This window comes from Vibrio sp. NH-7, from assembly GCF_053643215.1.
This window is the reverse complement of the sequence record NZ_CM132187.1, coordinates 2057303-2071272: the sequence shown is the minus strand read 5'-3', so window position 1 is coordinate 2071272 and position 13970 is coordinate 2057303. Positions and strand designations below refer to the sequence as shown.

General features: G+C 42.7%; 11 protein-coding genes. All 11 read left to right on the top strand.

Features of this window, described 5'->3' with window-relative positions; genetic code table 11:
* The first annotated feature begins 59 nt into the window (after nucleotides 1–59).
* The 11 genes from ihfB (at nucleotide 60) to ACUALS_RS09430 (ending at nucleotide 13886) form a co-directional block, all read left to right on the top strand.
* Nucleotides 60–341 carry an integration host factor subunit beta gene (ihfB, locus tag ACUALS_RS09480; protein ID WP_011080796.1) on the top strand — a complete coding sequence of 94 codons (282 nt, stop codon included), beginning with the start codon at nucleotides 60–62 and terminating at the stop codon, nucleotides 339–341.
* Between the two features lie 138 nt (nucleotides 342–479).
* Nucleotides 480–761 carry a LapA family protein gene (locus ACUALS_RS09475; protein WP_038191525.1) on the top strand — a complete coding sequence of 94 codons (282 nt, stop codon included), beginning with the start codon at nucleotides 480–482 and terminating at the stop codon, nucleotides 759–761.
* A gap of 25 nt (nucleotides 762–786) precedes the next feature.
* Nucleotides 787–1956 (top strand): lipopolysaccharide assembly protein LapB, encoded by a 1170-nt coding sequence (lapB, locus tag ACUALS_RS09470; protein WP_038133998.1) that lies wholly within the window; start codon nucleotides 787–789, stop codon nucleotides 1954–1956.
* Nucleotides 1957–2041: 85 nt separating this feature from the next.
* Nucleotides 2042–2746, top strand: coding sequence for an orotidine-5'-phosphate decarboxylase (gene pyrF, locus ACUALS_RS09465; RefSeq protein WP_005474832.1), 705 nt, complete (start codon nucleotides 2042–2044; stop codon nucleotides 2744–2746).
* 392 nt (nucleotides 2747–3138) lie between these two features.
* Nucleotides 3139–4161, top strand: coding sequence for an ABC transporter permease subunit (locus tag ACUALS_RS09460; RefSeq protein ID WP_454448254.1), 1023 nt, complete (start codon nucleotides 3139–3141; stop codon nucleotides 4159–4161).
* Nucleotides 4158–5201, top strand: coding sequence for an ABC transporter permease (locus ACUALS_RS09455; RefSeq protein ID WP_005474870.1), 1044 nt, complete (start codon nucleotides 4158–4160; stop codon nucleotides 5199–5201). Before ACUALS_RS09460 ends, ACUALS_RS09455 begins: the two co-directional genes overlap by 4 nt.
* A gap of 27 nt (nucleotides 5202–5228) precedes the next feature.
* On the top strand, nucleotides 5229–7067 hold the full coding sequence (locus tag ACUALS_RS09450) for an extracellular solute-binding protein (protein ID WP_454448253.1): 1839 nt from the start codon (nucleotides 5229–5231) through the stop codon (nucleotides 7065–7067).
* A 13-nt stretch (nucleotides 7068–7080) separates the two neighbouring features.
* Nucleotides 7081–7941, top strand: a complete 861-nt coding sequence (locus ACUALS_RS09445) for an ABC transporter ATP-binding protein (protein ID WP_005474871.1) — start codon at nucleotides 7081–7083, stop codon at nucleotides 7939–7941.
* Nucleotides 7942–7949: 8 nt separating this feature from the next.
* Nucleotides 7950–8756: an ABC transporter ATP-binding protein gene (locus ACUALS_RS09440; RefSeq protein ID WP_081981358.1), complete on the top strand. Its 807-nt coding sequence runs from the start codon at nucleotides 7950–7952 to the stop codon at nucleotides 8754–8756.
* A gap of 146 nt (nucleotides 8757–8902) precedes the next feature.
* Nucleotides 8903–9736 (top strand): hypothetical protein, encoded by an 834-nt coding sequence (locus ACUALS_RS09435; RefSeq protein ID WP_454448252.1) that lies wholly within the window; start codon nucleotides 8903–8905, stop codon nucleotides 9734–9736.
* Between the two features lie 22 nt (nucleotides 9737–9758).
* On the top strand, nucleotides 9759–13886 hold the full coding sequence (locus ACUALS_RS09430; protein WP_454448251.1) for a zinc-dependent metalloprotease: 4128 nt from the start codon (nucleotides 9759–9761) through the stop codon (nucleotides 13884–13886).
* Nucleotides 13887–13970 lie beyond the last annotated feature (84 nt).

Below are 13970 nucleotides of genomic sequence, written 5' to 3'. Positions count from 1 at the left end.
TTTGTTGGAATTGGTATTACTTACTATAATAAGTGATAAATTACTCTATGAGGGAAACTATGACTAAGTCTGAGTTAATCGAAAGACTCTGTGCTGAGCAAACTCATCTTTCAGCTAAAGAGATTGAAGATGCTGTAAAAGACATTTTAGAGCATATGGCTTCGACACTGGAAAGTGGCGACAGAATCGAGATTCGTGGTTTTGGTAGTTTCTCTCTACATTACCGTGAGCCTCGAGTTGGGCGCAACCCTAAGACTGGTGATAAGGTGGAGTTGGAAGGCAAGTATGTTCCTCACTTTAAACCAGGTAAAGAGTTACGTGAGCGTGTAAATATCGGCTAAGTTTCTAAAACGTTAGCGATAAGCGGCATTATTTAGTAGTGCCGCTTTTTTATTGGCGGTTATACCGATATAAGCATGGTTTGTTCATTGGTTTTACTGCATAATCGTAACGGCTGATTTTTGCTTAGGTGATGGACTATGAAAATTATAAAGATCGTTATCGTATTGGCTCTGTTTTTAGTGGCGTTAGCATTAGGCTCTCAGAACCAAGCGATTGTTAACTTCAATTACTTAATTGCTCAAGGTGAGTTTCACCTCTCTACGCTTCTAGGCGTCGTATTTGTGACTGGTTTTGCTATATCTTGGTTAATATTTGGCAGTTTGCACCTTAAGTCTCAACTTCAAGTAAGAAAGCTGAAGAAGCAGGTAAAAAAACTTTCTCCAGCCACTGAGCAAGCTACCCAGGTCAAAGCTTCTTAAGTTACGCAGGTAGGCTCTCCACTCGATGTTAGAAATACTCTTCTTGTTGTTACCTATCGCCGCTGCATACGGCTGGTATATGGGTAATCGCAGTGCCCAACAAGACAAGCAGAAACACTCTAATCAAATATCCCGTCAATACGTGACGGGTCTTAACCTTCTTCTTTCTGACCAGTCAGACAAAGCAGTAGACCACTTTATAGAACTACTTCAAGTTGATAACGAAACAATTGATACACACTTAGCGTTGGGTAACTTGTTTCGATCACGAGGAGAAGTAGATCGTGCCATCCGTATACACCAGAATTTAATCTCACGCTCTGGTCTCACTATCGACCAAAAAAATATCGCACTGCAACAATTAGCCAAAGATTACATGGTTTCTGGCTTTCTTGATCGTGCGGAAAAAATCTTTGAACAGCTAGTCGAAGAGCCAGATCATCGTGAGGCAGCCTTACAGCAACTGGTTTCTATCTACCAGCAAACTAGGGAGTGGTCTAAAGCCATCCACTATGCGACGCTTCTGGTTAAGCTGGGGCGTAAGCGGATGCGCAACAGCATTGCACACTTTTGGTGTGAACTGGCGATGCAAGAAAAGGCTGATGGTAATCAAGCGAAAGCTTTACAGCACTTTAGAAAAGCGCTCAGCGAGGACCCCAAATGTGTCAGGGCGAGTATAGCACTAGGCAAAACCTACTTAGAAAATGAAGACTATCGAAGTGCTATCAAGCATTTTGAAATGGTACTAGAACAAGATAGCGACTTCGTCAGTGAAGTACTACCGATTCTTGCCGATTGCTATCATCATTTAGGCTCAGAAGACGAGCTACTCGAGTTCCTTCGTCAATGTATTGTTAATAAAGCGGGCGCTTCTGCTGAATTAATGCTGGCTCAGTTGGTAGCAAAGCATGAAGGTTCTGGATCTGCACAGGAATTGTTGACCCGACAGTTAGTGAAAAACCCGACGATGAAAGGGTTTTATCGCTTGATTGACTATCACTTGGCTGAAGCAGAAGAAGGTCGAGCGAAAGCGAGCTTGGCTACGTTGCAAAAGCTCGTTGGAGAACAAATGAAGGTAAAGCCTCATTATCGATGTCGTAAATGTGGCTTTTCGACTCACTCTATGTACTGGCACTGCCCATCGTGTAAAGGGTGGGGGACCATCAAGCCTATTAGAGGTTTAGATGGAGAATAATGAATTTGATTGGGCTTCCAATCGTAATGAGCAGCGGTGATCCCGCTGCTTTTTTTAGGCATGTTAATACTAGTTAGGAGATGAAATGATTGACCAAAAAGTTATTGTTGCGCTGGATTATGACAACCAAGCTGACGCACTTGCTTTTGTAGATCGAATCGACCCAAGCTCTTGTCGACTAAAAGTCGGTAAAGAAATGTTTACCTTGTTTGGTCCTGATTTCGTTAAAGAGCTTCATAAACGTGGCTTCTCCGTATTTCTTGATTTGAAATTCCACGACATCCCAAATACATGTTCTAAAGCCGTCCGCGCGGCTGCAGAGTTGGGGGTCTGGATGGTGAATGTTCATGCGAGTGGTGGTGAACGAATGATGACAGCATCACGCGAAATTCTTGAACCCTACGGAAAGGAACGACCATTGCTTATCGGGGTAACAGTACTAACCAGCATGGAACAGAGTGATTTGGCTGGCGTAGGGTTAAACGTTGAGCCACAAGACCATGTTATTCGACTGGCGACGTTGACGAAGAACTCAGGTCTTGATGGTGTTGTTTGCTCAGCTCAGGAAGCATCTATGCTAAAACAGGCGCTTGGCCAAGAATTTAAACTTGTTACACCAGGCATTCGACCTACGGGTGCTGCTGTTGGTGACCAGAAACGTATCATGACACCAGTGGATGCGGTTCAGTCTGGTTCGGACTACTTGGTGATTGGTCGACCTATAACTCAAGCAGAAAACCCTGAAAAAGTATTAACTAGTATTAACAACGAATTGTTACAACTAAAATAACAAATAAAAACTCCAAATATCATGGCCTAAACGAATCAAATGAATGAAGCAATCGTTTAGGCTTTTTTGGCTTAGCATAAAGTTCTACAAACTCTCGCTTTATAACCTTACCTGATAACTTATCTTGTCACTAATTACTCGTTTATCCTTAAAAATCCAGTATTCTGAGGCACAACGCAAAGTCGATGTTATCTTTACGTCAAAACTTTGTAGAAAGTATGACGTAAGTCGATAAAAATCGACAAAATTGATAAATTCGTTTTATAGATTTGAAAACATCGATTATCGTCAACAGATTAATGTCACAGATACTGGTTATACCAGTTGTATATTCTAATAAGTCACAGGATGTGATGACACTTTAATTAGTAATTGGTACGGAGTATTTCCAATTGTTAGCATATATTTTACGACGCCTATTATTAGTCGTACCTACCTTTTTAGGTATCACAATCTTAATATTCGCAATTACACGTTTTGTTCCAGGTGGCCCTGTTGAGCGAATGTTGGCGAGTATGCATTCAGGATCCGATAGTGCATCGGTCAGTGTTGCTGGTAATAGTTCCGCATTATCAGAAGACCAGATTGCGGACCTAAATGCTTTTTATGGGTTGGACAAACCTGTAATTGAAGCCTATTTAGATTGGTTGTCTAAAATCATTATATTGGATTTTGGCGAGTCAACTCGTTATTACGAACCTGTCGGTGATATGATCGCTGAGCGTCTGCCTGTCTCTTTATTTTATGGCGGGATGACATTCTTTATAAGCTATTTTATCTCTATTCCGCTTGGCTATTACAAAGCAATTAAGCACGGGTCGGTGTTTGATTCCGCTTCATCCGTATTAATATTTGTTGGTTACGCATTGCCCGGTTATGTTGTCGGTGTCTTCTTAATTACCGTTTTTGCATACAACTTGGATTGGTTTCCAATGGGTGGCTTTGTTGGTGATGATTTTGATGACTATGAAACCTTCTTCGAACAGTTTAAAGATATTATGTGGCACGCGGTATTGCCCCTTATCTGTTATTTGATAGGTGACTTCGCGACATTAACAATGACAATGAAAAATAATCTGATGGAGAACATTTCCGCTGATTATATTCGAACGGCAATTGCGAAAGGTTTACCATTTAAAAAGGCGGTTAAAAAACACGCACTTCAAAATAGTTTAATTCCAATTGCGAGCCACTTTGGTAACTCATTATTGTTCTTTATGACGGGTTCATTTCTTATCGAAGTTATCTTTAATATTGATGGCATTGGCTTGTTGGGTTATGAGTCCATTGTCGAACGTGATTACCCAGTCGTGATGGGCATCGTGGCTATTAACGCTGTGATGTTAATGGTTGGCAATATTCTTTCAGATTTATGTGTAGCCGTCGCAGACCCACGAGTGAGGTTCGGATCATGATCAAATTAACACCTCTTACTCAAAAGAAAATCAAGCACTTTAAAGAGATCAAACGCGGCTACTGGTCACTCATTATTCTCAGTACTTTTTTATTGCTCTCACTATTTGCTGAAGTATTAGTGAACAGTAAAGCATTGGTCGTTAAGTACAATGACGAGTGGTCATTCCCGGTCTTTAGTGATGTAAAGCCCGGTACAGAGTTTGGCTTGGATTATTCAAGTGAAACCGATTACCGACAGTTAAAAGCATTATTTGATAACGAAGACAGCGGCAATTTCGTTGTGATGCCAATCGTGCCGTGGAACCCGTACGAGCAAGACTTTAGTGGTGATTTCCCTCCACTTGCTCCGAGTTTCGAAACTCAGCACTACTTGGGTACCGATGTGATCGGTCGAGACATCCTCGCGCGTCTTGTTTACGGTTTCCGTATTGCGATGGGTTTTGCACTAATGACCATGGCGGTATCTTATGCGATTGGAACCATCGTTGGCTGTTCTATGGGTTTTTTTGGCGGAAAGTTTGATTTATTCGTACAGCGACTCATTGAAGTTTGGTCAATGGTTCCTTTTCTATATGTGATCATGATTTTAGTGTCGATCACCCAACCAACCTTTGCGCTCTTTGTCGCGATAAACGTTTTGTTTGGCTGGATGGGCATTACTTGGTACATGCGAACCATGACTTATAAAGAGTCAGCCCGAGAGTACGTGATGGCGGCGCGAGCTTTGGGCGCATCGACAAGTCGTATTCTGCTTCATCATATTTTACCCAATACAATGGTGATGATTGTAACGTTGGCGCCATTTACTATCGCCGCAAATATCACAGCGCTAACCGCACTTGACTATTTAGGTCTTGGGCTGATGCCGCCGACCCCGAGTTGGGGGGAGCTTCTCCAACAAGGTAAGTCAAACCTCGACGCTCCATGGATTGTTGTATCGGTTGTGACTTCAATTGTCGCTGTTTTAGTGATGGTGACCTTCATAGGCGAAGCAATTCGAAGCGCATTCGATCCTAAAAAATTCACTCGCTATGAATAGCCGCAGATTTACAAGGAAGTAATAATAATGAAAAATTTCGCTAAATTGACCGCGATTGCGGCACTAGTTGGAGCCGCTTTTTCGGCTCAAGCGCAATCTTTACCTGCTGATTTAAATTGGATTACTAACGATTCAGAGCCGTTATTCGCTTCTTCTGAAGCTCAACGCGGTGGGACGTTACGCACCTTTATGATTAGTTTCCCGCAGACGTTGCGAAGCGTAGGGCCAGATGCAAACTCAGGTCTTCGTCACTACTTTATGGACGGCGCTCCAAAGCTTGCGCAGCGCCACCCAAATACGGGTAAGTGGATTCCGCAACTCGCCAAGTCTTGGGCATTTTCGGAAGACAACAAAACGGTTTACTTCCAGCTAGACGAAAACGCGAAATGGTCAGATGGTGAAAAGATTACCGCAGATGATTATGTGTTCATGCTCCAGTACTACCGTTCCAAAGACATTGTCGACCCTTGGTACAACGACTTCTTCAGCAATTCAATCACCAATGTGACTAAGATTAACGATTACACCATCGCGGTTGAAACAGACGTCGAGCAGAGCCAAGATGCGTTGATGGTGTTGATCAATATGCCAAGTAATGGTTTTCAGCCTCGCCCTGAACATTTCTTCAAAGGGGGCAAAGATGAAAACGGCGATGGTATGGTTGACAATTTCGTTCGTCAGTACAACTTTAAGAGCGAGCCAACAGCAGGACCTTACTACCTAGACAAGGTCAAAAAAGGTAAAAGTGTCACGTTTAAACACGTTGGCGACGACTGGTGGGGCTATTCAAACCGCTACTATCAAAACCGTTACAACGTCGACAAAATTAGAATCAGTGTGATTCGAGATTTCGACATCGCTTTAAAGCACTTCGAAAAGGGTAAGCTTGATTATTTTGACATGATTTTGCCAGAGTATTGGCACGGCAAGTCTGATTCGCAAGCCTCTAAAGATGGCTATATCCAGAAATTTTGGGGATTCAACCAAATGCCTCAAGGCGCTGGTGGTTTGTGGATGAACACTGCTAAGCCTTTGTTGGATGACATCAATCTTCGCAAAGGGATCATGCTCGCCACTGACTACGATGGCATGATCGCCAATATCATGAGAGGCGATTACTCACGTAAGCCACACGGTCTTGGTTTCGGTCATGGTGAGTACGACAAAGCTGACAACAAAGCCCCTGAGTTTAACCCTAGTAAAGCTGCCGAATTTTTTGCGCAAGCTGGCTTTAACGAAATCGGGCCAGACGGCATTCGCGTAAATGACAAAGGTGAGCGTCTATCGTTTGCGATCACCTATGGCTACAACACTTGGACACCTCGTATTGCGTACCTAAAGGAACAAGCTAAGTTAGCGGGTCTAGAGTTTACTTTGAACCTAGTCGATGGTTCCTCAGCGTTCAAATACATCCTAGAGAAAAAACATGAGTTGGCTTTCCTTAACATGGGATCGGGTGAAATTCCGGCTTACTGGGAGTATTTGCACTCTGACAATGCCAACAAGCCACAGACCAACGCGCACACCAACTACAGCAGCCCAGAGCTCGATAAACTTATCGAAGCCTATGACGCTGAGTTTGACCAGCAAAAACGTTACGCCTTGTCGCATCAAATCCAAGACTACGTAACGGAAGCGAACATTATCGTCCCTGGTTACATGGTGCCTTACTCTCGCGCAATACACTGGCGCTGGATCAAGTATCCAGAAAGCCCAATGACCAAGAAAACAGAAAGCATTTTCCACCCAATGGACATCGCAAACTTCTGGATCGACAAGAGCGCGAAAAAAGAAACAGAACAAGCAATGAAAAAGGGGACCACTTTCCCTGCTGTCAGCGTTGTTGACGACAAGTTTAAGCTGTAGGTAAGGGTAGTAGATGAATCGCGAAACGGTGTTAACAGTAGAAGACTTAGAAGTTGAATTCCAGACCGATGACGGGAAGGTAAAAGTTCTGCACGGTGTTAGTTTCGATGTTCAGAAAGGTCGTACGCTGGGGCTAGTGGGCGAGTCTGGTTGTGGGAAAAGTGTGACTTCTATGTCGATCATGGGGCTGTTGCCAAAACCTTATGGTCAAGTAGTTGGTGGACGAATTCTCTATAAAGGCACAGACCTTTTACAGCTTCCAACAAAACGTATGTACGAAATGCGTGGTGACGCCATTTCCATCATATTTCAAGATCCAATGACGGCGCTGAATCCTGTGCACACCATAGGCAAACAGATCATGGAAGTCTTGGAGCTGCATAGACCGGAACTGGAAAAAGCACAGCGCTATGCTTATGCGATTGAAATGTTGGAGAAAGTTAAAATCCCAATGCCCGAAAAGCGGGTCGATGAGTATCCACATAACCTGTCTGGCGGAATGCGTCAGCGCGTTATGATCGCAATGGCACTTGCATGTAAACCTGATGTTCTGATTTGTGATGAGCCGACAACAGCGCTTGACGTGACGGTTCAGGCATCAATTCTAGAGTTGATGCAAGAGCTTCAGCAAGAAACGGGCATGGCGATGGTTTTTATCACCCATGACTTAGGGGTTGTAGCAGAGATTTGTGACGATGTGGCCGTGATGTATGGTGGCCGCATTGTCGAAAAAGCGGATGTGTTTGACCTTTTTGATAGGCCACAACATCCATATACCAAAAGATTGTTGGGGTTGATGCCGAGTTTAGATCATCAACCAAAACAAATGATCGATATACAGCCAATTGATCCAAGTATTTTCCAGAGTAACTAGGGGGAGTGATGCAAGAAGTATTAAGAATCGAGAACTTAAAGCAGCACTTTATCTCAGGAAAGCGACTTTTTTCAAAGGGGTATACGATCAAGGCCGTCGATGGTGTTTCTTTCTCAATTGACCGAGGAAAAACACTGGGGTTGGTTGGTGAGTCAGGCTGCGGAAAAAGTACCTTAGGGCGCACCATTTTAAAGCTGTTTGAGCCAACCGAGGGAAAAATTTATTTCGAAGGGAGGGACATTACGCGTTTATCTGCAAAAGATATGCGCCCACTACGTAAAGAGATGCAAATCGTCTTTCAAGACCCAATGGAGTCTCTTAACCAGAGGCATACGATTGGCATGATTTTGGAAGAGCCGTACGTTATCCACAATATGGGTACGGCGGTAGAAAGAAAACAATGGGTATTGGAACTATTGGATAAAGTGGGGCTACCGAGAGAAGCCGTAAATCGTTACCCTCACGAGTTTTCTGGTGGACAAAGGCAACGTATTGGTATCGCAAGAGCGATAGCACTTAAGCCTAAATTATTGATCTGTGATGAGTCTGTATCTGCACTTGATGTGTCAGTTCAGGCACAAATAATCAATTTATTATTGTCTCTTCAAAAAGAAATGAACCTAGCGATGATCTTTATTTCTCATGACCTTTCGGTTGTTAGGCAAGTTTCAGATGAAGTCGCTGTTATGTATTTTGGTAAAGTCGTTGAATATGGCCGTGCACAAGAAATATATAACTCACCAGAAAATGATTATACCAAGACATTATTGTCAGCGATTCCAATTACGCACCCAAGCCAACGTAAGCGTGGCTAATATAATAATATAACGTTTAATATTTTTGCTTGTTAATAAATGTCAGAGCTAAAAAGAGCTCTGATGGATTCCTGCAATCAAAATAAAATGATGTATTTTGAGCGTCGGATTTTTTAATGAGAGTTAATATTCATGGAAGTTAACATATGCAGAACACAATCAAGTGTCGGCAAAGGACAATAGCTCTCGCTGTCTCAGTATTATTATCATCAGCTTGTTTTGCTGAAGAAAATAGTGAACAGCAAGAGGAGAAATCTGTTTGGTCAGATTTCGGAGGAAGTTTGTCCCTTTCTTATGACACAAATATATATCATCCAGATGATTACCGCTCTGTGAGAAGTCTTTCTTGGAGCGGAAGTTTAAATTATACATTCTCAGATAACATTAGCGCTTTTATGTCCTCTGGTGGATATCGAGCATACGAAAATGAAACTGGAGATTTTGCGACAGATTCAGTTATCGGTGCAAGTTATTCGAGTTTATATGAATTTGGAGAAACAGGAAAAATAGGAGCGAATGGGCAATTTACTATCCCTACCTCTGAAGCTTCGCGTAAAGACGAATTGCAAACTGCTTTCCGTCTCGCAATACCTGTTTCTATGAAACCTTGGGGAGTAAACATCTCTATTTCTCCAAGGCTTAGAAAAAACTTTCACAAATATAAAACGGCAGGCGGTCGCTCATTAACCGAGTGGACTTACTCTGTTTCATCGAGTGTAAGTAAATCTTGGGAATCATTGACGCTCGGTATTTCAGCCCTAGGTGGAAATACCATCAGCTATCAAGGAACAAGGAGAACGAGTTGGACCTATGGCGGATCATTATTTGGAAGTTACCGCTTTACAGATAATTGGTCAGCTTCTTTATCGGCATCGACATCGGGTGTTTACCAAGATGCGGAAAGAGGCACATTAGGCAACATCGATTTATTCGATCAAGACAACGCGTCTTATCGAGCAACCGTTACTTTCTCCTTCTAGAAATAAAAAATAAGGACATATTATGGCATTAAAAAGATTAGCACTGGCGTCTGCCGTAACCGCAATATTAGCGGGCTGTGGCGCGGACGATCAGTCGTACGATTACGTTGAGCGTGACTCTAAAGAAATTCAGGTTAAAGACCTTAAAGATGGGCGTTGGTTCTATGTACCAACTACTGGTGCTGCACCGCGATTTGCACTCAACCAGTTTCCGTTCTTACAAGGTATGGGACGCTATGTGGAGCTATGTTTCACTGAAACAGGTTTGGAAGTACGCGCGTTCGACAAGAATTACCCTGGCTCTTCATTACCCAAAGATGAAAATAATTACTGTGTTGAACAAGATAATCTAGTTGGTAGTGATGACTTAGTTAACTTTGCTCAAGTACTTGAGATTCCGGGTGATTTCGCTGCATATCGTTGTAGTGAAGACGCTTACGATGACTGTACAAACAAAGAAGAAATCAACAACGATGCTAGCCTAGATTTTCGTAAGAAGACCCATTTTACTCCTACTCCTGAAGATCTCATCGTATCTGAGTTCAACTACGAAGACCTCTTTGGGCTGACGGATGGAATTACCGAGCAAGGTACACCAACGCTTGTCTCTTGGGAATTTGATCCAAAAAATGGTGTACTTAACTTTGAATTGGAACGCACTTTCCGAGTTGATCTAGATAACATTTCTGACTATATCAATTTCGCGACTAAAGCTGGATTGGAAGAAGCACTGGTTGATGGTGCATTTAAGTCGCGCTTTTACTACTCACTTGTTCATGAGAGTGTTGTCGCGTCGGAAGACTACCAACCTGTGATGTATCCAGTGGGTGATGAAAACGATATTGGCTTCTTCACGACATCAACAAAGAAATTAAATCCGATTACGAACAAATATGATCGTGATGTAGTGTATTTAAACCGTTTCAATCCGAACGAAAGCATAAAGTACTATCTAACAGATAATTTCTTTGAACCAAAGAACAAAATTTTCTTAGACGCGACTATTGAGACCGTGAATAAGATGAATCAAGCGTTACAATTGTTTGGTAATGATTCTGGCAAGCCACCTATTGAGATTGTCAATAAAACTGAAGGGGCGGGAGTTCACCCGGGTGACTTACGTTACAACATAATCAATCTAGTTGACGAGCCTTTGGCAAATGGACTACTTGGTTACGGCCCTTCTGTGGGTAACCCTATGACGGGCGAAATCATAAAAGCTCATGTAAACCAATACGCAGGCGTAGCGCGTACAGGTGTTCCGTACTATTGGGACAATCTCGCTCGTTTTTACAACCGTAACCAGCTTGATTTGGATGGATTAGATCCACTATCGACAAAACCCTCTGGTACTAAGTCTGAAGTGTCTACACGTGTAGAACAGTTATCGACGATGGCGGCTGTTTCTAAGTTAGAATCAATTAATAGCTCGTCGTTTGCTCCTAATCTAACTAAGCAAGATGTTCTGGGTGACAAAGCGCCAATCCAAGCGCCTACAATCCTGACTACTAACTTCAGTGATGACATGGACTTTGAAGATGTTGTAAAAGCTGAGGAAAACCGCCTATCTTTTTGGGCTGAAAACAATGCTTATCCGATTGAAGCGTCATGGGTCTCTTCAACAAACAAGGCAATGCTTGACAACCTTGAACTTGATGATGACCGTTATTTCAAGATTAACAAAGACGAAGACGGTGTAGAAGTTTCACGCGAGCTTAAGCGTTGGAAGTACCTACCTAAGGATCTGCAACAAATAGCGGCAGACGCTATCACAGTTGCAACTTACAGCAATACCCTTGTCCATGAAATTGGTCATAACGTTGGTCTTCGCCACAACTTCAAAGGCTCAAATGACAAAGCAAACTACTACACGCTAGAGCAAGCACATGCTCTGGGTTTGAAAAATATTCCGGCGTACAGCTCTACGATGGATTACGCGCCGAGTATGCTAGATGAGACACCAACTTGGGGTCTATACGATATTGCAGCGTTCAAGTTTGGCTACGGCCGTAAAGTTGAGACCATTCAAGACTCGCCAACATCCGCACCAGCAGTGGTAGCTGACCCTGGAGAAGATGCTCCTGCGGATGAAGTAGCAGCGTATGAGCAGTACCTAGCAGATCTACAAGCCTATGAAAATAGCTTTTCTCAACGATTTGGCAATAACAGTACAAACGATTCACTTATGGTTTGTTCTGAAGTTGTTGCTCTTGACGGTGATCAAGCTGGCAAGTCACTATATAACTGTGATTTTAGTCGTTTTGATACAGCTGCACTTAGTGATGACGTAGAAGACTATGCTAAGACTCGATACGGAGTTCTATACTACCTAGACAATGTTCATGATATTGAGCGTAAGTCCTACGGCTTCTGTACGGATGGCAATGTCTCATTAAATAGTGACTGTAACCGTTTCGATGAGGGTACAACCTTAGATGAAATTGTATCTTACGAATGGCAGAACTATCTCGATAGCTATGATCGCAGAAACTTAGCGGAATACAGTACGAATGGTTTGTTCGCTTCGGATTACCCTAGCTACATTGTCCGTCGATTCCGCGAGATGACATCTATCCGTGATAAGATGGAAGATCTAGAACGTATTGATAGCATCTACACCAATTTAGGTTTAACAAGTTCTACCGACAAGCCTGGAGACTTCCTGTTAAGTCTTGCGGCGAATGATCAATATTGTAAAACACCAGGTGATGAAACTAACCGTTGGTTCTGTGATTACGCGTTTGGCGCACAAAAAGCAGCGGCATACTTCCTAGATGTGCTTGCAACTCCGGAACACCAATGTGTTATTCAAAATAGTAGCGGCAATCAGAAAGTAATTTCGTTTGGTCAACTATTGAACAATAGTTCGTTCAACATTCCTGCAAGCTACGATTTAATTGATGCGAACTGTTTTGATTCTGTCGCTGCAGAGTTTATTGAGGATGCAGAAAGTGGCTATGTTGCGGTAGCTGAAACTAAGAATGGTCGATTCCTAAACTCTATCGGCAGTTTCGATCCTGACTACCCTTGGTCAAATGCCGTGTCTGTTTTAGGTAGCTGGCCTGATAAAGCCCTTGCAAGTTACTTCCTTTCAAGACGCTTCTCAACCCGCTATACAGATGAAGTAAGCTTTGCATCACTTATGGATATTCCAGGTGTTCAGGCTGAGTATGAAAACATCATGGCGAATATCATTGCGAAGACAGGTTTGAATAACCCAGTTAAGCTAATTGATAAAGAGGGGAATGCTTACTCAAACCTAAATGGTGTTCAAGTGAATCTACACATTACTGAACAGATGGAGTCTCTTTCTCCAATGCCAAGAGGTATTGAGCGTTTCTTAGATATCTCGAATCGTAGCCGTCAGCGTATTGGTGATCTAATCCTAAATATGGGTGTGCGCCAAATGCAGTCAGACGACTACACCGTGAAGTCGCGTGGTAAAGCACAATTTGACACATTTACGAAACAACAGGACCGTTATGGCATCATTGCGGGTGACAAAGTTGAGTTTGCGATTGATGGCAAAACGTTTGTAGCGACTAAATCGAACAAGTTGGCTTACGCTTATGCGAATCAACTTGTGACATCCGACGGTTATGATCTGAAAGTGTTCCTAGATAGCTATGATTCAGCGGATCTAACTGCAGTTGCAAATAGTATTGATTCCGCATGGGGTGGCTTTAGAACTAGTATTGTTAAAGCTTACCACGATGCAGTTTTACTATTTGACGCGCCGATGGTAAACGCGATGAAAGCGACTATTGATGCAGACATTGCCGCTGGTACGTTGAACTTCTCGCAATCATTTAACAACTTTGTTAACGCAAATATAGCGTCTGGAGACCTCATCTATGATTCAAACGCTGGCACAATTGCATTTGCTGGTGGTAAGGCTCATGATGTTAACGTCGCTTACTCGGGCTACACCGATGCAATGGAGTTAATCTACTTCGGCTATACTGATGCAATGATGTTTGCAGTTGATAACGTATACGCAGGATATGATGCAGCATCCACACAAGATAAGGAGCTTTGGACGACAGATCTGAATCTAATCCAAGCATACTTAGCTGGTGATATTGGTGCGGTAGCTGGCGAATACTATGAACTACTAGATAGACTACCAAGCGCTGAAGATTTCGAGTAATTTCGAGCTTTAGATTTGCAGTTACGAGTAAAAGGCTCACCTAGTTAGGTGAGCCTTTTTATATTTTAGAGTTGTGATAAGTGC